We start from the raw sequence: 26,999 nt of genomic DNA on the forward strand, positions 1-26,999 counted from the left end.
CAATGGCGCCCGCAACCCAGACTGGCGGCATGACAAACACCCATCTGGAGACAACCGGCGTCACTCGCCGGCTCGTGCGCTACCGCCCGCAGGCTGCGAAGGACGAGATACAAATCGAGTATGCGGACCAGGGCGCAGGGCCGGTCGTCTGCATGCTGCCATCGCTGGCCCGTTCCGGCCGGGACTACGACGTAGTTGCCCGCCATCTGCAGGCGCAAGGGCTGCGGGTACTGCGCCCCGAGCCTCGGGGCATAGGCCAAAGCCGTGGCCCCATGCAGGGGCTGACGCTGCACGACTTCGCAGCCGACGTCGCCGCCGTCATCGACCACGAAGCCACCGGCCCTGTCGTGGTCGTGGGTCATGCCTGGGGCAGCCAGCCGGCGCGCATGTTGGCGACCGACAGGCCGGACCTGGTGCGCGGCGTCGTCATGGCCGCCGCCTCGGCAGGCAAGCTGCCGCCGGGATCGGACGAAAAGCCGTACGGCCGCCTGCGGGACGCAATCGACGGCGCGGGCGATGCACGGCTGTCCAGGGAGCAGCGCCTGGACTGCCTGCGCCGCGCCTTCTTTGCCCCGGGACATGACCCCAGCGCCTGGCTGGACGGGTGGAACGCCCAGGCCCATGAAGCGCAAGGCCATGCACGGCGCGTCACGCCCGTCGATGACTACTTCAGCGCAGGAACGACCGTTCCCATACTGGATCTTCGGGCCGAGCATGACGCGGTCGTGATCCCCCATGTGATGAAGTCCTGCCTGGGCGAGCGGGTGACGGAACAGGTGATTGCCGACGCGGGCCACGCCCTGGCGCCCGAGCAGCCCCTTGCCATGGCAGACGCCATTGCGGCATTCACGCGCCGCGTGTACGCCGCCTAGGCCAGCCCTTGCCCGCAAGACACCCGGCCCCTTCGGGGATGCGCCGGACAGAAACAGTGCTCAGGAGACAACGATGACCATCCACACGCCCGCAGCCGCCATCAGGAAAACCTGGAAGATCGCCATGACCTGTGCTGCCTGGGCCACCTGCACCCTGGTGGGCGCGCAAGACTATCCGGGCAAGCCGATCCGCATGGTGATTCCGTACACGCCGGGTGGCTCGATCGACACCGTGGGCCGCCTGGTGGCCGACCAACTGCAAAGGCAGCTGGGCCAGGCCATCGTGATCGAGAACGTTCCGGGGGCTTCCGGCCTGTTGGGAACCCTGCAGGTCAAGAAGGCCAAGCCTGACGGATACACGCTCATCTTCAATGCCTCCAGCCATGCCTACCTGCCGCTGGTCAGTTCCAAGAAAACCTATGACGCCGAGCGTGACTTCACGCCCGTGGGGCAAATCGGGTACGTGCCGCTGATCGTGGCGGTCACCAACGAGTTGCCCGTCAGGACCGTGGCAGAGTTCGTGCAACTGGCCAGGGCCCATCCAGGCAAGTACACCTGGGCGACTTCCGGCCTGGGTACCACCAGCCACCTGAGCGAAGAGATGCTGAACCGGGCCCTTGGCCTGCAGATGGACATCGTTGCCTACAAGGGCGCCGTTCCCCAATTGACGGACGTGATCGGCGGCCATGTCTCCGCGGCCATCTCGCCCATGCCGGGTGTCATGCCCTTCGTGCAGGCTGGCCGTCTGCGGCCCCTTGCCGTCACCAGCAAGACCCGCGTCCCGTCGCTGCCCGATGTGCCGACGCTGGCGGAGGGCACCATTGCCGGGTTCGAGCTCCTGTCCTGGTACGGAATCTGGGGCCCGGCCGGCCTGCCCGCAGACATCACCCACAGGTTGAACACCGAAATTTCAAAGGCCGTGGAGGCGCCGTCGCTGAAATCCAGGTTCGCCGAACTGTCCTTTGTCCCCGCGAAGTCCAGTCCTGCGCAGTTCCGGAAATTGATCGCTGACGACCTGAACAAGATCGGCAAGGCCGTCAGGGAAGCGGGCATCCGCATCGACTGACCTGCCGCTTCCGATCCGGGAGGCATGCCCTACACGGCGCGGGCGCCCTTGCGAAAGTCAAGCTCGCGCAGCAACTTGGCGGTTTCCGCGATCAGCCGGTTCGCGGGACGCGCCCTGGGCATGGCCAGCACAAGCTGGTTGCGTATGGCCGGCGGGCCGATGGGCGCAGACTGTATGCCAGTGCGGGCACCGGCCAGATTCAACGCACTGTCCGGAAGAATGGAGCAAGCCAGTCCCTCCTCCACCACGGACAGCGCCGTGTGCACGGCCCCCACCTCGGCCACCACGTTCAGCCGGATCTTGCGCGGCAGCAGGACGGCGTCCACGAGGCTGCGTATCGGGTTATGGGTGCCCGGCAGCACCAGCGGAAAGTCCGCCAGGGCCGAAAGGCCGATGCGCGAAGGCAACCGGTAGCCCTTGGGAGCCACCAGCAGCATGGACTCGCGCATCAGGGGTTCGTAGGACAGCAGGGGCGTCGGAGCGGGGTCGAACATCAGACCCAGGTCGATGCGGCCCGCAATCATTCCCTCACGCAAGGACAGGCTCAGCCCCTCCACCACCGAAAGCAGTGCATGCGGCAGCCGGCGCCGGAACTCACGTATCAGCGGTACGGCCAGGCTTGCCGCCACCCGGTGGGGCAGGCCCACGACCACGCTGCCGACGGGCTCGGCATGCATTTCCTTGAGATCGGACAGCGCCTGGCTGGCCGAGTTGAGCATCGTGCGTGCATGCGACAGCAGTGTCTCCCCGGCCGCGGTTGCTGCCACGCCGCGCCCTGTCCTGTCCAGCAGCCGCTGCCCCAGCTCCTCTTCCAGCAGTGCGATCTGGCGGCTCACGCTCGGCTGCGCCAAATTCAGCGCCACGGCCGCGCGGCTGATGCTGCCGTGCTCCACCACGGCGACGAAGTACTCCAGTTGGCGCAGATCCATAGGTATTCAACATAGCTGGTATAGGCGCCATCCAGTTTAACTTTGCCGGCATCGATCGCAAACTGGCCTGCATCGCCGCTTGCCACAGCGGCTCCACCGTGTCACATGAGGAAAGCCAATGAGCAGGTTCAAGTCCAAGATAGCCATCGTTACGGGGGCCGGATGCGTGGCAGCAGGCTGGGGCAACGGCAGGGCCATGGCCGTGCGCCTGGCGGAGGAAGGCGCGAAGGTGCTGGCGGTGGACCGTGACCAGGCGCGGCTTGACGAAACGCTGTCCCTGGCCGGCGAGGCGGCAGCGTCCATCACGACCTGCATCTGCGATGTCACCGACTCGTCCAGCGTCAAGGCCATGGTCCAGGCCTGCCTGCAGGCCTGGGGCGTCCCGGACATCCTGATCAACAACGTGGGCGGCTCCGCAGCCGGCGGCCCCATTGAGCTGAGCGAGCAGGACTGGGACAGCCAGATCGACATCAACCTCAAGAGCGTCTTTCTGACCTGCAAGCATGTGCTCCCGCACATGGTCGAACGCGGCAGCGGCGCCATCGTCAACGTGGCGTCCACCTCGGGCCTGCGCTGGACCGGCAGCGCGCAGGTCGCCTATGCGGCCAGCAAGGCCGGCGTGATCCACCTGTCCCGCGTGGTGGCCGTGCAGCATGCGCCTGACGGCATTCGCGTGAACACGGTGGTGCCGGGCCAGCTGCACACCCCCATGGTGGAAGCGCGGCTGGCCAGGCAGCGCACAGGCGGCGATGTGGAGACGCTGCTGGCCTCGCGGGTCAGGCGCATCCCGCTGGGCTTCATGGGCGATGGCCGCGATACCGCCAGTGCCGCCCTGTACCTGGCCAGCGACGAGGCCCGCTTCGTGACGGGAACCGAGCTTGTCGTGGACGGCGGCATGACCGCCCGCTGCGACTGAAATTGCACTGCGACTGACCTGGCGCTGCGACCGACGGGCCGATCGCCGCGGCCAGCCGCCATGGACATCGCATGGACCCTGGGGCAAAGGCCGTGCTATGTCCCGCGCCAATGGGCATGCCGCACGCCCAGCTGCAGCTGCTGGATGCGCCGGTGGATGGTGGAGCGGCTGACGCCGAGCTGGCGCGCCGCCTCGGAGACATTGCCCTGGCATTGCGCAAGCAGCTGTTCCAGCGCCTGTGCGGCGGGCTCGCCGGCATTGCCAGCCAAGGCGGTGCGCGCTGGTGCGCGGTGCAGCACATCGTGCAGGTGGTCAGGCAGGTGGTCGGGCTCGATGGTGCCGTCGCCATCGTGGCCGCACAGGGCTGCGGCGTAGCGCAGCGCGTTGTGCAGCTCGCGCAGGTTGCCGGGCCAGGCGTGCGCGGCCAGCACGGCGCGGGCTGCGTCGCCCAGGTGCAGGTGGCTGCCCAGGGTGGCCAGCATCTGGTCGGCAATGGTCTGCAGGTCGCTGCGCTGGCGCAGCGCAGGCAGGCGAAGCTCGGCCGCGTTGAGGCGGTACAGCAGGTCTTCCCGGAAGCTGCCACGCCGCACCAGCTCGGCCAGCGGCTGGTGCGAGGCCGAGATGAAGCGCACCGCCACCGCCCGTGGCGCGCGCGCGCCCAAGGGGGTGATTTCGGATTCGGACAGCACCCGCAGCAGCTTGGCCTGCAGGGCCAGGGGCATGTCGCCGATCTCGTCAAGGAACAGCGTGCCCTCGTGTGCCGCAGCAATCAGCCCTTCGCGGCCCTTGCTGGAGCCGCCGGTCCAGGTGCCGGGCAGGTAGCCGAACAGCTCGCTCTCCAGCAGTGCCTCGGGAATGGCTGCGCAGTTGATGGCAATGAAGGCGCCGCTGCGGCCGCTGGATGCATGCAGCGCGCGGGCCAGGTATTCCTTGCCTGCGCCGGTCTCTCCCTGCACCAGCACGGGCAGCTCTTGCGGTGCGAGCCGCGCGGCCTTGCGCAGCAGCGTCTGCAGTGCGGCATCACCCGTGTCCAGCGCCTGCAGCGCAGCAGGCAGCGGGGGCTGCGCCGGCCTTGCCTGCGCTTGCAGGCGGCGTGTCCGGCGCTGCGGCTCCATGGCATGGGCGAAGAGGATGCTGCCGTCGCGGGCGCGGATGATGCGCTCCTGCGCCGGGCGATTGCGGCGCAGCTCGGACAGGTGGCGCAGGTCCACGTCGAAGAAACGCTCCAGCGGCTGGCCGATGAGGCTCTTGCGCTGGCGCCAGTCCAGTTGCGCGGCCGCTGCCAACAGCCGCGCGCCCGCGTGGGTCATGGCGCGGATGCGGCCACGTGCATCGACGCTGATGGAGGCGTCGGGATCGACGTCGAGGAAATCGGGCGACTGGGCCAGGCGCACCACCCAGTCCTGGCCGGACTGCGCCATCAGGTTGGCCTGCTCCACGCGCCGCGCCGCGGCCATGACGAGGTTGAGCGCCAGGTTCTGGCTGGCCCGCTCGGCAGGTGAGCGCAGCAGCGACAGGTCCAGCACCGCCGCGAGTTCGCCGCGCATGTCGTAGATGGGCGCGGCCGTGCAGGACAGGCCGGTGTGGGTGAAGTCGAAATGGTCGCTCTGGTGCACCGTCAGCGCCTCGCCCGTCTCAAGGCAGGCACCCACGGCCGAGGTGCCCGAGTGGTCCTCGCGCCATTGCGCGCCCAGATACAGGCCCGCGCGGCGCAGGTCGCCCTTGTCGGCCTCATGCCCCAGAAAGTCCACGGCCACGCCATGCCGGTCCGCCAGCAGCAGCACGTAGTCCAGTCCCTTGAGCTGCTGGTACAGCCGCTCCAGCGCATGGCGGGCGATGTGGATCAGCGGCTCGGACTCCTCGCGGTGCGCGCGCAGCTGGCCTTCGGTGACGATGTGGGCTTCGCTGGTATGCGCCGGGTCGAGCCGGTGGGAGTCGATGCAGCGGCGCCAGCTGCGCAGCACGGCGCGGTCGCGCTCCTGCCCGCGGTGGGAGTAGCCCAGGCCGAAGGCTTCGATTTCCTGGATGTGCGAGGCGTAGGACTGCAGGGGCATGGCGTGGAGTCGATGCGGGCTTTGAACGTGCCGCAGACGATTCTGTGCCCTGTGCGGCGCAGCGCCAATCAAGACTTACCCACTGCCCCTGCTGCGCTGCAGCACGCCTGGTGCGACAGGTGTCGCAGGGCTGCCCCACCTGTCGCGGGCGGCAACGCCGGGCAGCGGGGTGCAAGGCGCAGGGTTTGTACCGGAGGCGCGCAGGCAACCCCTTGATTTGCCTGGCGCATCCTGCCGCCGGGCCTGCCTGGCATGGTGATTGCGTAAGAGCGCCTGCCCGAAGAAAAACCAGCGGGCATGACCGCATCAAGGAGACAACCATGACCGATACGACGCCCAACGCCCGCGCCAAGGCGATGCTTGACCAACTCAACCATGCCCTGGGAGACCGCGACTTCGCGGCCGCCAGCCGCCTGTTCGCCGACGAATGCTACTGGCGCGACCTGGTGCTGCTGACCTGGAACATCAAGACCATGGAAGGGCGCAGCCAAATCGCCGACATGCTGGCCGCGCAGCTGGACGCCGCGGCGCCCGTGCGCTTTTCGCTGGACGAGCGCGAGTCGGTGGAGGAGGCCGATGGCGTGGTGTCCGCCTGGATCGTGATCGACACGCGCCATGCGCGCGGCGGCGGCCATGTCCGCATCAGGGACGGGCGCATCTGGACGCTGCTGACGGCCGCCCAGGAACTCAAGGGCCATGAGGAACCCATGGGCACGCGCCGCCCGATGGGGGCCGAGCACGGCATCCGGCGTGGCCGCCAGACCTGGCTGGAGCGCCGCCAGCAGGAGGCCCAGGAACTGGGCCGCGACAGGCAGCCTTTCGTGCTCGTCATCGGCGGCGGCCAGGGCGGCATTGCGCTGGGCGCGCGGCTGCGCCAGCTGGGGGTATCGCACATCGTCATCGACCGCCAGGCGCGCCCCGGCGACCAGTGGCGCAACCGCTATAAATCGCTGTGCCTGCACGACCCGGTCTGGTACGACCACCTGCCGTACATGCCTTTCCCGGACAACTGGCCCGTGTTCGCGCCCAAGGACAAGATCGGCGACTGGCTGGAGATGTACACCAAGGTGATGGAGGTCAACTACTGGCCGTCCACCAACTGCCTGAACGCTCGCTTCGATGAGGACCGGCAGGAATGGGAAGTCACCGTGGAGCGCAATGGCGAGACGCAGGTGCTGCGCCCCAGGCATGTGGTGTTCGCCACCGGCATGTCGGGCAAGGCGAATGTGCCGAAGATCAAGGGCCAGGACATCTTCAAGGGCGAGCAGCAGCACTCGTCCCAGCACCATGGCCCGGACGCCTACGCGGGCAAGAAGGTGGTGGTGATCGGCGCCAACAATTCCGCCCACGACATCTGCGCGGCCCTGTGGGAGCACGGCGCCGATGTGACCATGGTGCAGCGCTCGTCCACGCACATCGTGCGCTCCGATTCGCTGATGGACATCGGCCTGGGCGACCTGTACTCGGAGCGCGCCGTGGCCAGCGGCGTGACGACCAGGAAGGCGGACCTGATCTTTGCCTCGCTGCCCTACCGCATCATGGCCGACTTCCAGGTGCCGTTGTACAACCGCATCCGCGAGCGCGACGCTCAGTTCTACCGCCAGCTGGAGGCGACCGGCTTCATGCTGGACTTCGGGGATGACGACTCGGGCCTTTTCATGAAGTACCTGCGCCGCGCCTCGGGCTACTACATCGACGTGGGGGCCTGCGATCTGGTGATCGACGGCAGCATCAAGCTGCAGGCGGGCAAGCAGATCAGCCACCTGTCGGAAAACGCGGTGGTGCTGGCCGATGGCACCGAGCTGCCGGCGGACCTGGTGGTCTACGCGACCGGCTATGGCTCCATGAACGGCTGGGTGGCCGACCTGATCAGCCAGGAGGTGGCAGACAAGGTGGGCAAGGTCTGGGGCCTGGGCTCGGACACCACCAAGGACCCGGGACCGTGGGAGGGCGAGCAGCGCAACATGTGGAAGCCCACGCAGCAAGAGGCGCTGTGGTTCCACGGCGGCAACCTGCACCAGTCGCGCCACTACTCGCTGTACCTGGCGCTGCAGCTCAAGGCGCGGCAGGAAGGCCTGCCGGTGCGTGTCTATGACCTGCAGCAAGTTCATCACCTGCGGTAAGGCCGAATAATCGCCATGGGGCGGCTGTGCCGCCCGCCAACCCAGCCTTGCAAAACAGAAAGTTCAATCATGAAAGCAGCACGTTTCCACGACCGGGGCGACATCCGCATCGAGGACATCCCCGAACCCGTGGTGGAGCCCGGCACCGTGGGCATCGAAGTGGCCTGGTGCGGCATCTGCGGCACGGATCTGCATGAGTTCATGGAAGGGCCGATCTTCATCCCGCCCTGCGGCCACCCGCATCCCATCTCGGGCGAGTCCGCACCCATCACCATGGGGCATGAGTTCTCGGGCGTGGTGTACGCCGTGGGCGCAGGGGTGGACGATATCCAGGTCGGCCAGCATGTGGTGGTGGAGCCCTACATCGTGGCCGACGATGTGCCCACGGGGCCGGGCGACAACTACCACCTGTCCAAGGACATGAACTTCATCGGCCTGGGCGGGCGCGGTGGCGGGCTGTCCGAGCGCATTGCCGTCAAGCGCCGCTGGGTGCATCCCATCTCCGATGCCATTCCACTGGACCAGGCCGCGCTGATCGAGCCGCTGTCCGTGGGCCACCATGCCTACACCCGCAGCGGAGCGAAGGCCGGCGATGTCGCACTGGTGGGCGGCGCCGGCCCCATCGGCCTGCTGCTGTCGGCCATCCTCAAGGCCAAGGGCCTGACCGTCGTCATCACCGAGCTCAGTGCCAAGCGCAAGCAAAAGGCGCGTGAATCGGGCGTGGCCGATCACATCCTGGACCCCTCCGAGGTGGACGTGGTGGCCGAGGTGATGAAGCTCACCGGCGGCAAGGGCGTGGATGTGTCGTTCGAATGCACCAGCGTGAACAAGGTGCTGGACACGCTGGTGGCCGCGACGAAGGCCACGGGCGTGGTGGTGATCGTGTCCATCTGGAGCCATCCGGCCACCATCAACGTGCACAGCGTGGTCATGAAGGAGCTGGACGTGCGCGGCACCATCGCCTACTGCAACGACCACCAGGAAACCATCAAGCTGGTCGAGGAGGGCAAGATCAACCTCGAGCCCTTCATCACCCAGCGCATCCAGCTCGATGACCTGGTGGCCCAGGGCTTTGACACGCTGATCCACAACAACGAGTCGGCGGTGAAGATCATCGTGCAGCCACGGTTCAAATAGCCGCTGGGCACCGCGACTGCACGAACCTGGATCTTTCGTGCCGGTCGCCCGGTCGCCGGCGGGGCCGGGCGCAAAGGGGTCAAAACCCGGCGGGGGCCGACACATGCCTCCCGCCGGCAAGCAGGGTTTCCAAAAATCGCTCAGACTAGCCAGAAGCGACTTTTGCAGTGCCGAAGATTTCTGCAACCGACTGAAAAACCCGCGGAACTTCGGCTTTAGCACTCAATCCTAACGAGTGCTAATATGAAGGAATGGAAGAAAGGAACTCTGCAATGACAAACGCCTCCGGCTCCATTGCGACCACCTTGGCGCCCGCTAACCCCTGGGCCCTGGTGCCGCCTCTGGGCAATCTGGATGCCTACATTTCCGCGGTCAACCGCCTGCCCATGCTCACCCTCGAGGAAGAGCAGGACTACGCCCGCAAGCTCAAGGAACACAGTGACCTGGACGCCGCAGGGCGTCTGGTGATGTCCCACCTGCGCCTGGTGGTGTCCATCTCGCGCCAGTACCTGGGTTACGGCCTGCCCCACGGCGACCTGATCCAGGAAGGCAACGTGGGCCTGATGAAGGCCGTCAAGCGCTTCGATCCCGATCAGAACGTGCGCCTGGTGAGCTACGCCATGCACTGGATCAAGGCCGAGATCCACGAGTACATCCTCAAGAACTGGCGCATGGTCAAGGTCGCCACGACCAAGGCCCAGCGCAAGCTGTTCTTCAACCTGCGCTCCATGAAGCAGGGCCTGAAGTCCGACGCCGCCATGGCCGAGGACGGCGCCATGCTGCGCGACACGCTGACCTCCGGCGAGATCGACGCCATGGCCGAGAAGCTCAACGTCAAGCGCGAAGAAGTCATGGAGATGGAAACGCGCCTGGCCGGTGGCGACGTGCTGCTGGACCCCTCGCCCAGCGATGATGGCGAGCAGGCCTTCGGCCCCATCGCCTATCTGGCCGACGGCGCACATGAGCCCACGGCCATGATCGAGTCGCGCCAGCGTGACCACCTGGCCACCGACGGCATTGCCATGGCGCTGGATTCGCTGGACGACCGCAGCCGCCGCATCGTCGAGGAGCGCTGGCTCAAGGTCAACGATGACGGCTCGGGCGGCATGACGCTGCATGAACTGGCCGCCGTGTATGGCGTGAGCGCCGAGCGCATTCGCCAGATCGAGGTGGCTGCCATGAAGAAGATGAAGAAGGCCCTGGCCGAGTTCGCCTGACGGCCTGACGGCCTGGGCTGACAGGCTGCTTCAAGACAAACCCGGATAATCTCCGGGTTTTTTATTGCCCGCAGCCTTCGCGGCCCCCACGCACCCATGCCCGCCCGCGCCATCTCGCCACTACGCCGCCTCTTCGCCAATGCCTTGGCCACCGCCCTGGCTTCGGCCCTGCTGCCTTGCGCTGCCGTGGCGGGCGACAACTGGCCCAGCAAGCCGCTGCACCTGATCGTCGGCTTTCCCGCAGGATCTTCCCCGGACCTCACGGCGCGCGCACTGGCCGAGCCGCTGGAAAAGCGCCTGGGCCAGCCCGTCATCGTCGAGAACAAGGTGGGAGCAGGCGGCAACATTGCAGGCGAGCAGGTGGCCCGTGCGCGCGATGGCCATACCTTCAGCGTGATGATCAACGGCAACCTGACGATTGCCCGCCTGCTCAACCCCGCCGTGCGCTACGACCCCGTCAAGGACCTGCAGCCCGTCAGCCTGATCGGCGTGGCACCCCTGGTGCTGGTGGCGCCGGCCGGCGCGCCCGAGGGCCGGGCCTTCCTGGAGGCCGCTGCCCAGGCCGGCAGCCGCTGGAGCTACGGCTCGCCCGGCGTGGGCACCGTGGGCCACCTGGGCATGGAGCTGCTCAAGAGCCGCTCCGCGCTCAGGCCCGAGCACATTCCCTATCCCGGCTACCCGCAGGTGTTCAACGCCATCCAGGGCGGCGACCTGCAGCTGTCCATGCTGCCGCCCGCGCTGGCCATGGCCCAGGTCCAGGCCGGCAAGCTGCGCGGCGTGGCCGTGACCTCGGCCGCGCGCAGCCCGCTGGCGCCGGGCCTGCCCAGCCTCAAGGAGCTGGGCGTGGGCGATTTCGACCTGGAGATCTGGAACGCCGTGGCGGCGCCCAAGGCCATGCCCGCCGCCCATGTGCACAAGCTGGCCGAGGCCGTGAGCGAGATCGTGCGCTCGCCCGAGATGCGCGCGCGCCTGGCCGCCCAGGGCTGGCAGGCCGTGGGCAGCTCGCCCGAAGGCCTGGCCCTGCGCATGCGCCAGGACGTGGCGACGCTGGGCCGCATCATCCGCGAACAGGGCATACGCGCACAATGATGCGCCCAGTGACGTGCCCTCTTTGACACCCCCATGACCGCAGCCCAAGCCTTTACCGAACTCAACGCCTGGCAGGTCATGGCCTGGGGCCTAGCCTTCTTTGGCGTGCTCTACCTGGCCGGTGGCTGGGGCATGTCGGCGCTCACGCGCTGGCTGCAGCGGCGCGGCGTGGGCCGCGTGCTGGACACGCGCCCGCTCAAGCCCGACCAGTTGCAGCGCGAATGGCGCCAGTCGCTGCATTCGGTGCTGATCTTCGGCATCGGCATGATCGTGCCCTGGGGCCTTCTGCAACTGGGGTGGGCGCGGCTGGAGCCCGATGCAGGCCCCTGGCGCATTGCCGTCGAAATCGTGGTGCTGCTGATCTGGAACGATGTGCATTTCTGGATCAACCACCGCCTGCTGCATACGCGGCTGCTGGGGCGCTTTCATGGTGACCATCACCGCTCCATCGTCACCACGCCGTGGTCCACCTACAGCTTCCATCCCATCGAGGCGCTGATGCTGGGCAACGTCATCCTGTTGCCCATGGTGGTGCATGACTTCAGTTTCTGGTCGCTGGCCTCGGTGCCCGTGCTCAGCCTGCTGCTGAACGTCATAGGCCACTCCAACTACGACTTCTTTCCCAGGGTGTCCGACACGCATGCGCTGGCCGCCAGCCGGCGCCACCATCTGCACCATGCCCGGCCCAATGGCAACTACGGCTTTGCGCTGGCCTTCATGGACCGGCTGATGCGCACGCGCGTGGCACTGCCCGCCACGGCCCGGCCCAGGACGGAATGAGCCGACCGCCTGCTCGCCACGTCCAGCCATGGCTGCCCCGGCTGCGCCACGGGCGCGACCTGCAGTCGCTGGCCTATCTGGTGGCGCTGCCGCTGATCGTGTGGTGGCAGTGGCAGCACGGCTGGAACCTGTGGCTCTACGGGATCGAGCTGTTCCTCACGCTGGGCGTGGGCGTCATCCACCACAACCACACGCATTTGCGCATGTGGCGCGGGCGCTGGGCCAACCGCTTCACCGACTACTGGCTGACCCTGCTGCAAGGCCACCCGACCTTTGTGTTCTGGCCCGCCCATGTGGCCAACCACCACCGCTTCCGCCACGGCCCGCGCGACATGGCACGCACCTACCGCTTCGGCGGCGACCACAACCATCTGCTGGGCTACCTGCTCCACCCGCTGCAGGCCGGCTGGGTGCTGTACCCGCTGTTCCTGCGCTGGCTGGGCCAGCTGCGGCGGCATTGGCCCGGCGCCTTTCGCTACTGCATGGGCCAGTACCTGCTGTGGCTGGGCAGCTGGGCGCTGCTGCTGTCGCTGGATTGGCAAAAGGCCTTGCTGCTGGTGATCGTTCCCCAGTTGCATGGCCTGCACTGGCTGCTGGCCACCAACTACCTGCAGCACGCCCATGCCGATGGCCGGCCACTGACGCGCGGCCAGCGGCTGGACAGCGCCACGCCACTGAACTACGCGCGCAACTTCGAGGGCTGGGTCAATCCGCTGCTGTTCAACATCGGCCTGCACACGGCCCACCACGAGCGGCCCCAGGCCCACTGGTCCGAGCTCACGCGCCTGCACAGCGAACACTACCGCCAGCGCGTGGCACCTGCGCTCAACGAAGGCGGACTGCTACCCTACATGGCCCGCGTCTTCGTGCTCGGCACGGTCTGGCCGCCGGCGCGCACGCGTGCGCAAATGCCTCCCGGAACATACGACTGATACGACCCTGAACCCATGCCCGTCGCCTATTCCAACGTCTATCTGCATGCCGCAGGCATGTTCCTGCCCGGTGAACCCGTGGACAACGCAGGCATGGATGCCTACGTGGCACCGCTCAACCGCCTGTCCGAGCGCCTCAAGCGCCGCATCCTGGCCGAGAACGGCATTGTCCAGCGCCACTACGCCATAGACGCCGAAGGCCGCACCGTGCACAGCAACACGGCCATGGCCGCCCAGGCCATCCAGGACTGCCTGGCGCAGGCCGGGCGCGCGCTGGGCGATGTGGGCTTCCTGGCCAGCGGTTCCTCGGGCGGCGATGCGCTCATGCCAGGCTTTGCCAGCATGATCCAGGGAGAGATGGCCGCGCCGCCCATGGAGACCCTGTCCGTGCACGGCGTCTGCGCCGCCAGCGTGGGCGCGCTGCAGGCGGCGGCCCAGGCCGTGGACCGCGCGCCCGACTCGCTGGCCCTGGCCGTGGCCAGCGAAATGCCCTCGCGCCTGTTCAAGCGCTCGCGCTTCGCGGCCCAGGGATACAACACGGACTTCGACGCCCACTTCCTGCGCTGGATGCTGTCCGATGGCGCAGGCGCCGTGCTGCTGGGCGGCCCGCAGGCCCTGCCCCAGGCGCCGGGCCTGCGCCTGAAGCTGCGCTGGACGCACCTGCGCAGCTTTGCCGGCGACTACCCGGTCTGCATGCAACTGGGCCTGACGCCCGACCGCGCCACCAGCCACCTGGACTTTGCCGCCTGGGGCGATGCCGAGGCCGCAGGCGCGCTGTCGCTGCGCCAGGACATCCGCCTGCTGCCGCACCTGTTCGATGTCTGCATCCACGAATACGCCCACCTGGCGCACACGGGCTGGGTGCCCGGGCGCGGCATAGACCATTTCCTGTGCCACTACTCGTCCGAGCGCTTCATCCCCGTGGTCGATGAGCTGCTGGGAAAGGCCCAGCTCGGCATCCCGCGCGAACGCTGGTGGAGCAACCTGGCCTGGCGCGGCAACACGGGCGCGGCCTCCATCTTCGTGATGCTGTCCGAGTTCCTGCGCACGCAATCGGCGCGCCTGAAGCACGGCGACACCGTGCTGTGCTTCATTCCCGAATCGGGCCGCTTCACGGCCGGCTACATGCTGCTGGAAGTGGAGGATGCGGCCCAGGCTCCCACCTCCACCCCGGCCACCGCCGCAGCACGTAGTGCCACCGCCGAAGCTCCCGCTGCCCCGGACCTGCTGCCCGATGTCTCCACCATCGCCCCGCCCCACGACCCGAACCAGGCCCCGGCCACGCTCGCGCCGCTGCTGACCGAACTGGCCAGCCTCTGGCAGGACTACCGCTCGCGCGTGTGGCGCACGCCGCTGCTGCAGCGCATACGCACAGGCAGGCTGCAGACGGCGGACTACGTGCGCTGGATGAGCCACTGGGTTCCCCAGGTTCGCGAGGGCAGCCTGTGGATGCGCGAGGGCGCGGCCTCGCTGACCGGAGAACACGCGGCGCTGGCTGCGCTGATCGACGTGCATGCGGGCGAGGAGCAAAACGACTTCCGCATCCTGCACGAGGACTACCTCAAGGCCGGCGGCACCGAGACCGACCTCACCCGCCTGCGCCGCAACCCCGGCGGCGAGGCGCTCAACGCCTATCTGCACGGCCTGGCCGCCACGCCCAATCCCGTGGGCCTGCTGGGCGCCATCTACATCATCGAAGGCACGGGCCAGCGCATCGTGCCCAGCCTGCTGCCGCTGCTGCGCGCCAGCCTGCCGCTGCCGCCCGATGCCTTCCGCTTCCTGGAATACCACGGCGCCAACGACGAACACCACCTGGAGCGCTGGCTCATGGCCGTGCAGATGGTGATGGCGCTGGACGGCACAGACGGCAGCGGGGGCACGGCGGCGCAGGCCATCGTGCGCACCGCGCGCCACACGGCGGCGCTGTACCTGATGCAGTTCGAGCATGTCCTGACCGAGGAGAACTGATGCCACCGCCAGACTTCATCGACCAGCCCCACGACGAGCGCGACCCCAGCCCCTGGCGTGCCCTGTACCTGGACCAGAGCACGCCGCTGCCCGACGACGTCAAGGCCGCCTGGCTGCGCGACTGCAGCAGCGGCTCGCGCCAGTACCTGCTGCCCTTCCTGCGGCCGCTGGCGCGCACCAGCATCGTCCTCATCCAGATCCTCAAGGTGCTGCTGCCGCGCAACTGGGCCCACTCCAGGCTGCTGCACCGGCTGCTGGCCTTCAGCATGAACCGCTTCGTCTCGCCCGAGGCCAACTGGCTCATCCTGCGCCACTTCCACCTGGGCTCGCAGATCCTGGCCTTTGTCGCGGCCAACGCGCCCACGCCCGTGTCCACCACACCGCTGGAGCCAGGCAGCATCGACGACATCAGGGACGACCTGTTCCTCAGGCACGACCTGAACCTGTTCAACTTCGTCATCCGCGTGAACAACGCGCTGCGCGCCGCAGGCCAGGAACTGCAGCCCGTGGTCGAGCCCGACTTCTCCATGCTGCGCAACCCGCCCCTGCGCCTGGAGGACATGCCGCGCGGGCGCCTGAACCTGCTGGACCTGCAAAGCGCCATCGAGGTCTACACGCCCGTCTACCAGCTGCTGCTGACCGACAACGACTTCTGGCGCGCCAGCAACTCGCTGCAGCTGGACGAGACCGTGGCCATCTATGCGGCCAAGATCCTCGCCTCGCCCGAGCACCTGGTCATGCTCAACAACAAGCACCCGCTGGTGCCCCTGTCCACCCTGCGCGCCGGCCACCGCCTGGTGCTGCACGGACTGTCCACCGAAATGCTGCACTGCCTGCTGATGAAGGTCGCCAGCGGCGACATCCCCCTGCCCGCACGCGAGCTGGCACGCATGCGCGAAGCCGCCCGCGCCCACGGCAGCGAAACGGCCAGCGGTGCCGACCATGCCAGCAGCGCCAGCAGCACGGCAGCCGTCTGACCCAGGTCAAGGAACAGCGGCGGATTGACGCCATCTGGCGCGAAAACGGTTACATCACGTTGCATTCAGCCGCAGGGCCCGCTAGCCTGCACGGCTTCGCCCTGGCCGCACGCCCGGGTCCCTGCCAGCGCCAGGGCGCCTCCTGCCCTGGCTTGCGGCGCCTTCGAACCGTCCGTGCCATGCCATCGTCGTCCTTTGCGCCTTCAGCCGTACGCTGCAGCGAATGCATGCGTTCGTCGCACTGCCTGCTGGGGCAACTGCCCGAACCCGCCTTCCTGCAATGGCTGCCGCACATCCGCGAACGCGGCCTGGCCAAGGGCCAGAAGCTCCAGGCGCAAGGCTGCGTTGCCCATGAATTCCAGGTGATCAAGCTCGGTTTCGTCCTGGCTATCCGCCGTGGCGGCGACGGCGTGCAGCGGCCCGTGGCGCTGTTCGGCAACGGCCACGCGCTGGGCAGCCCGGGCTGGCTGCAGCAGCCCTCGGCCATGCACTTCGAGGCCCTGGGCCCGGGGCGCATCTGCTGCGTGGATATCGCCACCATCACGCGCCGGGGCTTGGTCGATGCCGCCTTCGTGCGCGCGCTGGCCACCAGCTACACCTGCAACAACGCCCTGCTGGCGGAATGGGCCCACATCGTCCGCATCCCCGGCGTGCTGCGCCAGCTGGCCGCCACCCTGATGCAACTGGCCGCGCTGCAGTCAAGCCTGCTCGTGCGCCTGCCCAGCCAGGGTGCACTGGCCGCCCTGCTGGCCACCACGCGCGAAACCATCGCACGCAGCCTTGTGCGCCTGGTGCAACTGGGCGCGCTGGAGCGGCCGGATCGATGGCATTGCGTGCTGCAGCCTGCGGTGTTGTTGAGGATCAGTGGGGGTGGGGTGAGGGAGGTGGGGTGAAGGAGGTGGGGTGCGAGAGGCGTGGCGGTTGATCGGGCGGACCGGTAGGCTTGCCGACCTGTTGCAACATCAAGCGCCAGGTTTGGCAGAACCGCCGTCCCTGCTCACCATCGCTCCCTTCCCATCGCAACAGTCCGCAGTTTGATGCTCAAGCGCCTCTTCCTCCTGCTGCGCCAGCAAGGTCGCCACGGGCTTGTGAATCAGCGCGGGAATCTGCTCCGCCGGCATGGCGCGGGCGAAGAGCCAGCCCTGGTAGGCGTCGCAGTCCAGGATGCGCAGCAGGCGCAGCTGCTCGGCGGTTTCCACGCCTTCGGCCACCACCTGCAGGCCCAGGGTGCGGGCCAGCGCGATCACGGCCTTGACGATCTTGGCGTCGGCCGGGCTGTCGAGCATGGGGCCGATGAAGGTGCGGTCTATCTTCACGCGCGAGACGGGCAGATCGCGCAGGTGGGCCAGCGAGGAGTAGCCGGTGCCGAAATCGTCCAGCACCACGCAGACACCTGCGGCAAGCAGGCTGCCCAGCAATTCGCGCGCCTGCTGCGGGTCGGTCATGGCGGCGGACTCGGTGACTTCCAGCTCCAGCAGGTGCGGCGGCACGCCATGCCGGGCCAGGCTGCCCATGAGGCGCTGCTGCAGGTCGGCCTGGCGCAGTTGCTGGGCAGAGAGGTTGACCGCCACGCGCAGCGGCATGCCTGCGCGCAGCCAGTCGCCGGCCTGGCGGCAGGCCGCATCGATCACCCATTCGCCCAGCGCGAGGATCAGGCCCGTGGACTCGGCCACGGGCACGAAGCGCTCCGGCGAGACCCAGCCCATCTGCTCGTCGTTCCAGCGCAGCAGGGCCTCCACGCCCTGGACCTGGCCGCCCAGCACCTGCACCTGGGGCTGGAAATGCAGGCTCAGCAGACCCCGGTCCAGGGCGCGCTTGAGGCGTTCGTGCAGCAGCACTTTCTCGGCCATGGCCTCGCCCATGGCGCTGGCATAGCAGGCGTAGGAGGCACGGCCGCGCTGCTTGGCGTCGTACATGGCCATGTCGGCATAGCGCATGAGGGTGGCCGCATCGCCCGCGTCCTGCGGGTAGAAGGCCACGCCCACGCTGGCGCCGAAGTTCAGCGCGTAGTGGCCGATGGCGCAGGGCCGGCACAGCTCGCCCAGCAGCGCGTCGACGCGCCGGCGCAGGTCCGGCCCGTTGCAGGGATGCAGCACGGCGGTGAACTCGTCACCGCCCATGCGCGCCAGCGTGGCCGAAGTGCCCAGCGCGGCCTGCAGGCGGCGCGCCACTTCCTTGAGCACCTGGTCGCCCACGTCGTGGCCATAGCCGTCGTTGATGGCCTTGAAGTTGTCGAGGTCGAGCAGCAGCAGCGCAAAGGACGCGGGCCCGGTGCCCGAGCCCGAGCCCGAGCCCGAACCCGAACCCGAGCCCGAACCCGAACCCACTTGCGCCTGCGCCTGCGAGATCGCCTGCTCCAGCTGCAACCCGAACTGCCAGCGGTTGAGCAGGCCGGTGAGCGTGTCGTGCGTGGCGTGGTAGTGCATGCAGGCCTCCATCTGGCGCAGCTGCGACAGGTCGCGCACAAAGGCCACGGCCACGCCCCCGCCGTGCGGGGAATGGCCCAGGGCGATGTCCACGGACAGGCGCTTGCCGTCCTTGCGCAGCAGCCACAGGTCCCGCCCCTGCCCCATGGGCCGGCGCGCGGGCTGGGCGAAGTAGGACTGCAGCTGCGGCCCATGGGCCGCATGCGCCTCGGGCGGCAGCAGCATCTGCAGCGGACGGCCCAGCAGCTCGGAGGCGCCATAACCGCTCATGGCCTGCATGGCGGGATTGGCCAGCAGGATGCGGCCCTTGCGATCCACGAGCACGATGCCGTCGGGCGCGGCCTCCATGGCCACGCGCTTGAGCTCCTCATCCAGCGCCTCGCACGGCCCGATCAGATGGCCGGCTTGCGCGCTCCAGGCCGACGCCATCATGCGGACGGCCCCTTGCCGTGGAAGACCGATGCCGCAGCCTCCAGCGCCTGAGCCTGCGCGGCCAGCTGCTGCGCGTGCGCGATGGTGTCGCGCGCCAGCGTGGCGTTGTGCTGGGTCATCTGTTCGAGCTGCTGCACGGCGGCCTGCACCTGTTGCACGCCACCGGCCTGGGCCTGGCTGGCGGCCTGCATGCCTTCGGCCAGCAGCAGCTGCTCGCGCATGTCGGCCTGCACGGCGAGCATGGCCTCGCCCATTTCGCGCGCCATGGCGCAGCTTTGCGCCACCTGCTGCTGCGATGCCTCGATCAATGCCTTGATCTGGCGCGCAGCGTGGGCGCTGCGCTGGGACAGGCCGCGCACCTCGTCGGCCACCACGGCAAAGCCCTTGCCGTGCTCGCCGGCGCGCGCGGCCTCCACGGCGGCGTTGAGCGCCAGCAGATTGGTCTGAAAGGCAATGCCGTCGATGAGCGAGCTGATCTCCCCGACCTGGTCGCTGGTCCGGGCCACGCCGCGCATGCCCTGGTCCAGTTGCGCGACCATGCGGCTGCTCTGCCCGGCCATGTCCACGCCATGCCGTGCGCGGCGGGCGGCCTCGCCGGCCTGGGCGCTGCTGCGCTCTATGGCGCAGGCCAGGGCCTGCATGGCCTGGGCCGATTGCTCCAGGCTGGCGGCGGCAGCCTCGGTGCGGTCACTCAGTTCGGTGCTGCCCTGCTGCACGGCCAGCGCGCAGCGGCGCACCTGGTCGCTCTTGCCCTGGATGTCGTCCACCAGGGAGACCAGGTTGAGTCCGGTCTGTCGCACGGCGCCGCCGATGGCGCCGATCTCGTCCGTGCGCTGCGTGAACAGTTCCCCCGTCTGCTGCCCGCTGGCCACGGCCTGGGCCTGTCCGCGCAGGGCAGCCAGGGGCATGAGCAGCCTGGTGCGCAGCCACTGCCCGGCCGCCACGCAAGCCAGGCTCCAGATCAGCCAGGCGGGCCAGATCTCGGCCAGCGTCAGGGACAGGGGCAAAGCCGAGGCCCAGGCCTGCAGCGACGGCAACCACAGCCCGGCCGATCCCAGCAGCCACAGTCCCGCCACCATGGCCTGCGCCCGCCAGGCCAGCGGCCTGAAGCGCCACCAGCGCTGCAGCGCGCCCGCGGCGCCACGCCCCACTGGGAAGCCCCGGTGCAGGCCCAGCGAGCGCACGCCGGCATTGATCTGTTCATAGAGCGCCGCATGCTGCTGCACCTCGCACGGCTGCGGCCGGGTGCGCACGGACAGGTAGCCGACCACGGTGCCCGCATGGCGTATGGGACTGGCGTTGGCGCGCACCCAGTAGTGGTCGCCGTTCTTGCGCCGGTTCTTGACCAGGGCGCTCCAGGGCAGCCCTCGCTGGATGGTGGTCCACATGTCGGCGAAGGCGGCGGCCGGCATGTCCGGATGGCGCACGATGCTGTGGGCCTTGCCGTAGAGCTCGGCGGCCTCGAAGCCGCTGACGCGGATGAAGGCATCGTTGGCATAGACGATGCGCCCCTTCAGGTCGGTGACGGAAAGAAGCGTCTCTCCTTCGTTCAAAGGGTACTCACGCTGGGTGACGTACACGTTTCGCCGCATGGATCAGGTCTCTTGGAGATGGGCGGGGCGTCGGCATGACGCTCCAGGCGGGGCCCACTCTAAGCAGTCCTGCGGCGATGCACATCAGGGATGGTGTGCCGCATCGCGCCTAAACGCAGCCAATGTGACGGCGGTCACACTGGCTGCGGCGCGCGCAGGATCAGGAACGCTTTTCCTGCAGCAGGGCCTTGACGTCGGCGCCCAGCACCTGCGGGCCGCCGCCGTATCGCTCATACACACGCAGGCGGCCGGCCGTGTCATAGACATAGCTGCCGGCCGAATGGTCCAGCGTGTAGGTGCCTTCGGTCTTGCCGGGCACCTTCTTGTAGAAGAGCTTGAAATCCTTGGCCACGGCCGCCGTCTCCTCGGGCGTGCCGTGCAGGCCGACGAAGCCGGGGTCAAAGTTGCCCAGGTAGGCCTTGAGCACCTCGGGCGTGTCGCGCTCGGGGTCCAGGGTGACGAAGACGCCCTGCAGCCTGTCGCCATCGGCGCCCAGCTGCTGCTTGACCTCGACCAGCTCCTGCAGCGTGGTGGGGCAGACGTCGGGGCATTGCGTGTAGCCGAAGAAGACCACGACGACCTTGCCCGCAAAGTCCTTGATGCTGCGCTGCTTGCCGTCCACATCGCGCAGGGGAATGTCCTTGGCGTATTCGGCGCCCGTGACATCGACGCCCTGGAAACTGGTCTTGGCCTCGCGCGAGCATCCGCTCAGCGCCAGGGCGCCCCATGCCATGGCGGTCACGCCCAGAAAGCGCAGCGCTGTCCGTTTGTTCATGCTTCCTCAACAAGGTAGTTGCCGCAGGCTGCGTGGCCGCAAAGCCTGCGCGCCGCCCGGGCTGGAAAGTGAAAAGGCGAAAGCGTCCGCTGAAGGCGCTTTCGCACAGCCGCAAACCATACCCCATAACCGCAAGACCCCGGCGCTGCGGGGCCTGCCTGCCTCCATGAGACGACCTGGCTGCCGGCTCGGTTCCTTGGCGCAGGCCTCAGTCGCCGTCGCCGGGGCGTCCCGCCGTGTCCCACGAGGCCGATGCTCGCAGCAGCCGGTCCAGGTCGCGCTTGGCCTTGCCGGCGTCGGCCATGCCCAGCCCGGCGGGCATGCGCATCATCCAGTGACCCTGCGGGTCCACCACGTACAGGTGGTCCTGCAGCGCATGGCCGGGCGCGGGCTGCAGCCAGCCGCGCAGCACGGCCTCGGGCACGCGCAGCACCGTGGCCTGGGCCAGCGCGGGGCGCAGGTGGGCGGGCACGGGTGCGTCGTCGGAGATGAGCCAGACCCGGTCCAGCCGGTCCTTTTCGCGGCCCAGGGTCTCGCGCAGCTGGCGCTGCAGATAGAGATGGCTTTCGCAGGCGCTGCCGCAGGCCCCGCCCGCCACGCTCAGCAGCAGCCATTGGCCCTTGAGCGACTGCAGCGGTACAGGGGCGCCGTCCAGCGTGGTGGCCGTGGCCGGTGGCAAGGCTGGCTGGTCCGCGATCAGCTCGCCAAAGCTGCGCTGCTGGCCAGGCCGCAGCACGTAGTAGGTGAAATAGGAGGCCACCACGGGCGCGGCGCAGACCGCGAACACGGCCAGCATCTTCCAGCGGCCGCTGCGCGTGCGTTGCGCGCCGGCAAGGCCCGGCTGCAAGGGTGGCAGGCCATGGACAGTCATCTCCAGGGGAGTCTCAGGAGCGGGCATGGCGCGGGCGGACAAAGCGTCGGACGATTTGGAACCAGACATACAAAAGCGTGATCAGGGCCGCAAGTCCAAACCATTGGAACGCATAGCCATGGTGTTTCTCGACACCGGCCGTCACAACGGGCCAGTCGCGCCGCAGGCCTTCGCTGGCTTCGCCGGTCTGCAGCAGGCTCCATTCGCGCAGCGGCAGCCCGGAGGCCACGGCCCATTCGGCAATGTCCACATTCTGTCGGATGCGCGACTTTTGCCCATCAGGGTCTGCCCCTGCACGGCCGAATTCGTAGAGCCGGGACGGCGTGGCCTCCATGCGCCCCTGGACGGTCACCAGCCCTTCGGGCGTCTGCACCTCGGGCAGGGCCGTGCGGTCCAGGAAGTTGCGCGGCACCCAGCCGCGCTGCACGGCGATCACCACGTCCTCATGCGGCGCAGCCAGCCGCAGCGGCGTGAGCACGAAAAAGCCCGGCTGGCCCTGCATCTGGCGGTTGTCCAGGTACAGCGTCTGCCCCGCAATCCAGTGGCCCTGCAATTGCACGGGACGGTGCAGCCAGGGCGCGGCCTCGGGGTTCGGCACCGCACCGGGCTGCACGGCTGCCAGCTGGGCGTTGCTCCACGGCGGCAGGCCCTGCTGGCGCTGCACGGCGTCGAACAGTTCCTGCTTGTAGGCCGCGCGCTGCAGCTGCCAGCGGCCCAGGGACAGCGTGACGGCCACGCCGATCAGCGCGGCCAAGGTGATCAGTACAAACCGCCAGCGCTCTGGCATTCTGGAAACACGCACCGGATAATCCACCCATGAAATTCGTGATCGTTCTCGCCCTGCTGGCCATTGTCGCCAGTCTGGGCAGCGCCCTGTTCTTCATGATGCGCCGCAATCCCGAAGACCAGCAGGGAGCGGGCGACGACAGGCGCCGCAGCCGCGCCATGTTCCGTGCACTGGCGCTGCGCGTGGGCCTGTCCATCGCGCTGTTCCTGTGCGTGCTGCTGGCGGCCAAGCTGGGCTACATCCATCCCACCGGCTGGACCGCCGGGCAATAGACAAGCCCCCTGCCCCCACAAACAAAAAGAAGCGCCCTGGCGCTTCTTTTTGCATGGGGCCGGATACAGACTACATCCAGTAGACCAGCACGTAGAGGAACAGCCACACCACGTCCACGAAGTGCCAGTACCATGCCGCGCCCTCGAAGCCGAAATGCCGCTCGGCCGTGAAGTGCCCGGCATGCAGGCGCATGGTGATGAAGAACAGCATCAGCATGCCCACGAAGACGTGGAAGCCGTGGAATCCCGTGAGCAGGAAGAAGGTCGAGCCGAACACGCCCGAGGACAGCTTGAGGTTCAGATCCGTGTACAGGTGGTAGTACTCGTAGCCCTGCACGCACAGGAAGACGAAGCCCAGGATCACCGTCATCCACATGAAGGCGATGGTGCGGGCGCGGTGGCCGGCCTGCAGCGCATGGTGGGCAATGGTCAGCGTCACGCCCGAAGTCAGCAGCAGCGCCGTGTTGATGGTGGGCAGCCAGAACGGGCCCACGGTCTGGAAGGGCTCGACACTGTTGGCCGGCGAGGCCGTGGCACCCGCTGCCATGCTGGGCCAGACGGCCTTGAAGTCGGGCCACAGCAAGGCGTTGTCCAGGCTGCCCAGCGCGGGCACCGAGTGCGAGCGCGCCCACCACAGGGCGGTGAAGAAGGCGCCGAAGAACATCACCTCGGAGAAGATGAACCAGCTCATGCTCCAGCGGAAGGACAGGTCGATCTTGCGACCGTACTTGCCCGACTCGCTTTCATGCGCGGCCTCCCGGAACCAGAAAAAGAGCACGGCCAGCCACCAGACCAGGCCCAGGCCCAGGCTGTACATGCCCCATTCATGGCCGTTGATCCAGTTGCCCGCGCCCAGGATCACGAAGAACAGCCCCGCCGCCGCCATGACGGGATGGCTGGACTCTGCCGGCACGTAGTAGTAAGGCGTTTTGCCGTGGGTGGTTGCACTCATTGCTCAGCTCCTGACATTCTTGGTTCTGTGTTTCCCGTCTATCACTCTCTGTCCCCGATGGCCGCGCCGCTCAGACCACGAGCTTGACCAGCGCGATCAATCCCAGCACCAGCAGGAAGATGGCCGCCAGCCCCACTGCAATCACATGCAGCGGCGTGATGCGCTCCCCGTCCTGCTGGTACTCGCTAGCCCTGCGCACGCCGAACAGGGACCAAGCCACGGCGCGCACCGTGCGCCACACGCTGGGCGGGCGGCGCTTGTCCCCGGGTTGCGGCGCATTCATGAGGCCGGCTCCTGCTTCGGCCCTGCGGCCACCGGCGCATCGCCCGTGGGCGCGGCCGGCGTGCTGCCGCCCACCTCGAAGAAGGTATAGGACAGCGTGATCGTGGTCACGTCCTTGGAGATGCGCGGATCGATCACGAAGGCCACCGGCCACTCGCGCTTTTCCCCTGGCTCCAGCGTGTACTGCGAAAAGCAGAAGCACTCGAGCTTGTTGAAATGCGCAGCCGCCTGGCGTGGCGCATAGCTCGGTATCGCCTGGGCCGCCATGCGGCGGTTCTGCACATTCTGGAATTCGTACATGACCGTGGCCAGCTCGCCCGGATGGACCTGCATGGAGCGCTGCGCCGGCTTGAAGTCCCAGGGCCCGCGCGCATTGGCGTCGAACTCCACGGTGATGGTGCGGCTCTTGTCCACCTGCGAGTTGGCAGGCAGCTTCACATCGCGCCCGGCCGTGCCGTTGCCCGGCACCTGCCGCTCGGACAGCGACAGGATGTTGATGCCCGTGAGCTCGCAGATGTGCTTGTAGATGGGAATCAGCACGTAGCCGAAGGCAAACATGCCCAGCGCCACCACGGCCAGCTTGCCCACCATCTTCGCGTTTTCACTGCGCACGCTCACGGATTGCCCTCCTGTTGCCTTCAAGCGCTCAATGGAGCACGGTGATCTTGATCACGAAGCCGGCCAGAAAGACCAGCGCCACCGATACCAGGATCAGCGCCAGCCGCACATTGGCTTTTCGTTGCTGTGCATCCATTTTTCTGATCTCCATGACTACTGGCAATCTCTGAAACTGTCGCGCCCCACCCCAGGGACATCGAGGAAGGGGGAAGGCGCGAAGCGACCCAGGCGGTGGTTCATTTCAGCCTATGACGCGGGTCGCCGTCGCATCCAGCTTGGGCGGCGTCTCGAAGGTATGGAACGGCGCCGGCGAGGGCACTTCCCACTCCAGGCCTTCGGCAGCCTCCCAGGGCCTTTGCGGCGCCTTCTCGCCCTTGCCGCGCATGGCGGGCACGACGACGAAGAGGAAGAAATACACCTGCATCAGGCCAAAGCCCAGCGCGCCCAGCGAGGCCACCATGTTGAAGTCGGCGAACTGCATGGGGTAGTCGGCATAGCGGCGCGGCATGCCCGCCAGGCCCAGGAAGTGCATGGGGAAGAAGGTGATGTTGAAGAAGATCAGCGAGCCCCAGAAGTGGATCTGGCCGCGCGTCTCCGAATACATCACGCCCGTCCACTTGGGGGCCCAGTAGTAGTAGGCCGCGAACATGGAGAACAGCGATCCGGCCACCAGCACGTAGTGGAAGTGGGCCACCACGTAGTAGGTGTCCTGCAGCTGGATGTCGATGGGCGCCATCGACAGGATCAGGCCCGTGAAGCCGCCCATGGTGAACACGAAGATGAAGCCCACCGAGAACAGCATGGGCGTCTCGAAGGTCATGGAGCCACGCCACATGGTGGCCACCCAGTTGAAGATCTTCACGGCCGTGGGCACCGAGATCAGCATGGTGGCGTACATGAAGAACAGCTGGCCCGTGACGGGCATGCCGGTCGTGAACATGTGGTGCGCCCACACGATGAAGGACAGGATGGCGATGGACGAGGTCGCATACACCATGGACGCATAGCCGAACAGCTTCTTGCGGCTGAAGGCCGGCACGATCTGGCTGATGATGCCGAAGGCCGGCAGGATCATGATGTAGACCTCGGGGTGGCCGAAGAACCAGAAGATGTGCTGGTACATCACCGGATCGCCGCCGCCTGCGGGGTTGAAGAAGCTGGTGCCGAAATGGCGGTCCGTCAGCGTCATGGTGATGGCGCCGGCCAGCACGGGCATGACGGCGATCAGCAGGTAGGCCGTGATCAGCCAGGTCCAGGCGAACATGGGCATCTTCATCAGCGTCATGCCGGGCGCGCGCATGTTGAGCACGGTGACGATGATGTTGATGGCGCCCATGATGGAGCTGGCGCCCATGATGTGCATGGCCAGGATGGAGGTGTCCATGGACGGCCCCATCTGCAGCGTCAGCGGCGCATACAGCGTCCAGCCTGCGGCGGGTGCGCCGCCGGGCATGAAGAACGAGCCCACCAGCATCAGGCCGGCCGGGATCAGCAGCCAGAAGCTGAAGTTGTTCATGCGCGCGAAGGCCATGTCGGAGGCGCCGATCTGCAGCGGCAGCATCCAGTTCGCAAAGCCCACGAAGGCCGGCATGATGGCGCCGAACACCATGATCAGGCCGTGCATGGTGGTCAGCTGGTTGAACAGCTCGGGGTTGACGATCTGCAGCCCGGGCTGGAACAGCTCGGCGCGGATCAGCAGCGCCAGCACCCCGCCCACCATCAGCATGGTGAACGAGAACAGCAGGTACAGCGTGCCGATGTCCTTGTGGTTGGTGGCGAACATCCAGCGCCGCCAGCCCGTGGGCGTGGCGTGGTGGTGATGGTCGTCATGCCCGTGTCCATGCTCGTGCTCATGCGCATGTTCGTGGCCCTCGCCCGCAGGGCTGTGGATGGGGGGAAGTACGGCGCTCATGCTGTTATCTCCAATCGCTC

The 26,999-nt window shown here is 67.7% G+C and carries 25 protein-coding genes; 13 read left to right on the top strand and 12 right to left on the bottom strand.

What is annotated here, in order from left to right; all coding sequences use genetic code 11:
• Window positions 1-29: 29 nt before the first annotated feature.
• Both ACF8NF_RS16670 and ACF8NF_RS16675 read left to right on the top strand, forming a co-directional pair.
• On the top strand, window positions 30-872 hold the full coding sequence (locus ACF8NF_RS16670) for an alpha/beta fold hydrolase (RefSeq protein ID WP_235434561.1): 843 nt from the start codon (window positions 30-32) through the stop codon (window positions 870-872).
• Between the two features lie 73 nt (window positions 873-945).
• Window positions 946-1,938: a tripartite tricarboxylate transporter substrate binding protein gene (locus ACF8NF_RS16675; RefSeq protein ID WP_017406504.1), complete on the top strand. Its 993-nt coding sequence runs from the start codon at window positions 946-948 to the stop codon at window positions 1,936-1,938.
• Between the two features lie 29 nt (window positions 1,939-1,967).
• Here ACF8NF_RS16675 and ACF8NF_RS16680 read toward each other — a convergent pair whose 3' ends face one another.
• Window positions 1,968-2,867 carry a LysR family transcriptional regulator gene (locus ACF8NF_RS16680; RefSeq protein ID WP_016450162.1) on the bottom strand — a complete coding sequence of 300 codons (900 nt, stop codon included), beginning with the start codon at window positions 2,865-2,867 and terminating at the stop codon, window positions 1,968-1,970.
• A gap of 118 nt (window positions 2,868-2,985) precedes the next feature.
• Here ACF8NF_RS16680 and ACF8NF_RS16685 point away from each other — a divergent pair, with 118 nt between their 5' ends.
• Window positions 2,986-3,783 (top strand): SDR family NAD(P)-dependent oxidoreductase, encoded by a 798-nt coding sequence (locus ACF8NF_RS16685; RefSeq protein ID WP_392450882.1) that lies wholly within the window; start codon window positions 2,986-2,988, stop codon window positions 3,781-3,783.
• A 95-nt stretch (window positions 3,784-3,878) separates the two neighbouring features.
• On the opposite strand, the gene ACF8NF_RS16690 is transcribed toward ACF8NF_RS16685, so the two are convergent.
• Window positions 3,879-5,837, bottom strand: a complete 1,959-nt coding sequence (locus ACF8NF_RS16690) for a sigma-54-dependent Fis family transcriptional regulator (RefSeq protein WP_392450883.1) — start codon at window positions 5,835-5,837, stop codon at window positions 3,879-3,881.
• 320 nt (window positions 5,838-6,157) lie between these two features.
• Between ACF8NF_RS16690 and ACF8NF_RS16695 the strand changes: the two genes are divergently transcribed.
• The 9 genes from ACF8NF_RS16695 to ACF8NF_RS16735 all read left to right on the top strand — a co-directional run bounded on the left by ACF8NF_RS16695 (window position 6,158) and on the right by ACF8NF_RS16735 (window position 16,953).
• Window positions 6,158-7,960 (top strand): NAD(P)/FAD-dependent oxidoreductase, encoded by a 1,803-nt coding sequence (locus ACF8NF_RS16695; protein WP_046986487.1) that lies wholly within the window; start codon window positions 6,158-6,160, stop codon window positions 7,958-7,960.
• Window positions 7,961-8,029: 69 nt separating this feature from the next.
• Complete coding sequence (locus tag ACF8NF_RS16700; protein ID WP_016450158.1) at window positions 8,030-9,097, top strand: 2,3-butanediol dehydrogenase; 1,068 nt, start codon at window positions 8,030-8,032, stop codon at window positions 9,095-9,097.
• A 272-nt stretch (window positions 9,098-9,369) separates the two neighbouring features.
• On the top strand, window positions 9,370-10,314 hold the full coding sequence (gene rpoH, locus ACF8NF_RS16705; RefSeq protein ID WP_016450157.1) for an RNA polymerase sigma factor RpoH: 945 nt from the start codon (window positions 9,370-9,372) through the stop codon (window positions 10,312-10,314).
• Between the two features lie 96 nt (window positions 10,315-10,410).
• Complete coding sequence (locus ACF8NF_RS16710) at window positions 10,411-11,403, top strand: tripartite tricarboxylate transporter substrate binding protein (RefSeq protein ID WP_017404747.1); 993 nt, start codon at window positions 10,411-10,413, stop codon at window positions 11,401-11,403.
• Window positions 11,404-11,436: 33 nt separating this feature from the next.
• Complete coding sequence (locus tag ACF8NF_RS16715; protein WP_392450884.1) at window positions 11,437-12,183, top strand: sterol desaturase family protein; 747 nt, start codon at window positions 11,437-11,439, stop codon at window positions 12,181-12,183.
• On the top strand, window positions 12,180-13,115 hold the full coding sequence (locus ACF8NF_RS16720; RefSeq protein ID WP_209798728.1) for a fatty acid desaturase: 936 nt from the start codon (window positions 12,180-12,182) through the stop codon (window positions 13,113-13,115). The genes ACF8NF_RS16715 and ACF8NF_RS16720 overlap by 4 nt, the downstream gene beginning before the upstream one ends.
• A gap of 15 nt (window positions 13,116-13,130) precedes the next feature.
• Window positions 13,131-15,083 (top strand): 3-oxoacyl-[acyl-carrier-protein] synthase III C-terminal domain-containing protein, encoded by a 1,953-nt coding sequence (locus tag ACF8NF_RS16725; RefSeq protein ID WP_392450886.1) that lies wholly within the window; start codon window positions 13,131-13,133, stop codon window positions 15,081-15,083.
• Window positions 15,083-16,060, top strand: a complete 978-nt coding sequence (locus ACF8NF_RS16730; RefSeq protein WP_392450887.1) for a DUF6999 family protein — start codon at window positions 15,083-15,085, stop codon at window positions 16,058-16,060. Before ACF8NF_RS16725 ends, ACF8NF_RS16730 begins: the two co-directional genes overlap by 1 nt.
• Window positions 16,061-16,287: 227 nt before the next feature.
• Entirely contained in the window at window positions 16,288-16,953 is a 666-nt protein-coding gene (locus tag ACF8NF_RS16735) for a Crp/Fnr family transcriptional regulator (RefSeq protein ID WP_392444638.1), read from the top strand.
• Window positions 16,954-17,022: 69 nt separating this feature from the next.
• Here the strand turns inward: ACF8NF_RS16735 and ACF8NF_RS16740 are convergent, their stop codons facing one another.
• From ACF8NF_RS16740 to ACF8NF_RS16760, 5 genes are all read right to left on the bottom strand, one after another.
• Window positions 17,023-18,918 carry a putative bifunctional diguanylate cyclase/phosphodiesterase gene (locus tag ACF8NF_RS16740; protein WP_392450888.1) on the bottom strand — a complete coding sequence of 632 codons (1,896 nt, stop codon included), beginning with the start codon at window positions 18,916-18,918 and terminating at the stop codon, window positions 17,023-17,025.
• Entirely contained in the window at window positions 18,915-20,510 is a 1,596-nt protein-coding gene (locus ACF8NF_RS16745; RefSeq protein WP_392450889.1) for a methyl-accepting chemotaxis protein, read from the bottom strand. The genes ACF8NF_RS16740 and ACF8NF_RS16745 overlap by 4 nt, the downstream gene beginning before the upstream one ends.
• Before the next feature lie 160 nt (window positions 20,511-20,670).
• Window positions 20,671-21,285 carry an SCO family protein gene (locus ACF8NF_RS16750; RefSeq protein WP_016453745.1) on the bottom strand — a complete coding sequence of 205 codons (615 nt, stop codon included), beginning with the start codon at window positions 21,283-21,285 and terminating at the stop codon, window positions 20,671-20,673.
• Window positions 21,286-21,493: 208 nt separating this feature from the next.
• A complete protein-coding gene (locus tag ACF8NF_RS16755) occupies window positions 21,494-22,183 on the bottom strand; it encodes a transmembrane protein (RefSeq protein WP_047326130.1) in 690 nt (229 codons plus the stop codon).
• Window positions 22,170-22,943 carry an SURF1 family protein gene (locus ACF8NF_RS16760; protein WP_016450146.1) on the bottom strand — a complete coding sequence of 258 codons (774 nt, stop codon included), beginning with the start codon at window positions 22,941-22,943 and terminating at the stop codon, window positions 22,170-22,172. Before ACF8NF_RS16760 ends, ACF8NF_RS16755 begins: the two co-directional genes overlap by 14 nt.
• 29 nt (window positions 22,944-22,972) lie before the next feature.
• Between ACF8NF_RS16760 and ACF8NF_RS16765 the strand changes: the two genes are divergently transcribed.
• Window positions 22,973-23,215: a twin transmembrane helix small protein gene (locus tag ACF8NF_RS16765; protein WP_016450145.1), complete on the top strand. Its 243-nt coding sequence runs from the start codon at window positions 22,973-22,975 to the stop codon at window positions 23,213-23,215.
• A 70-nt stretch (window positions 23,216-23,285) separates the two neighbouring features.
• On the opposite strand, the gene ACF8NF_RS16770 is transcribed toward ACF8NF_RS16765, so the two are convergent.
• From ACF8NF_RS16770 to ctaD, 5 genes are all read right to left on the bottom strand, one after another.
• Window positions 23,286-24,167: a cytochrome c oxidase subunit 3 gene (locus tag ACF8NF_RS16770; protein WP_016450144.1), complete on the bottom strand. Its 882-nt coding sequence runs from the start codon at window positions 24,165-24,167 to the stop codon at window positions 23,286-23,288.
• 70 nt (window positions 24,168-24,237) lie between these two features.
• Window positions 24,238-24,450, bottom strand: a complete 213-nt coding sequence (locus ACF8NF_RS16775) for a DUF2970 domain-containing protein (protein WP_016450143.1) — start codon at window positions 24,448-24,450, stop codon at window positions 24,238-24,240.
• Window positions 24,447-25,067: a cytochrome c oxidase assembly protein gene (locus tag ACF8NF_RS16780; RefSeq protein WP_080945248.1), complete on the bottom strand. Its 621-nt coding sequence runs from the start codon at window positions 25,065-25,067 to the stop codon at window positions 24,447-24,449. The genes ACF8NF_RS16775 and ACF8NF_RS16780 overlap by 4 nt, the downstream gene beginning before the upstream one ends.
• Before the next feature lie 28 nt (window positions 25,068-25,095).
• Window positions 25,096-25,203 carry a cytochrome oxidase small assembly protein gene (locus tag ACF8NF_RS16785; protein ID WP_016450141.1) on the bottom strand — a complete coding sequence of 36 codons (108 nt, stop codon included), beginning with the start codon at window positions 25,201-25,203 and terminating at the stop codon, window positions 25,096-25,098.
• A 105-nt stretch (window positions 25,204-25,308) separates the two neighbouring features.
• Complete coding sequence (gene ctaD, locus ACF8NF_RS16790) at window positions 25,309-26,979, bottom strand: cytochrome c oxidase subunit I (RefSeq protein WP_392450890.1); 1,671 nt, start codon at window positions 26,977-26,979, stop codon at window positions 25,309-25,311.
• Window positions 26,980-26,999 lie beyond the last annotated feature (20 nt).

This window comes from Delftia sp. WSY_22 (assembly GCF_043104185.1).
In the GTDB taxonomy this organism is placed as follows: Bacteria; Pseudomonadota; Gammaproteobacteria; order Burkholderiales; family Burkholderiaceae_C; genus Comamonas; species Comamonas tsuruhatensis.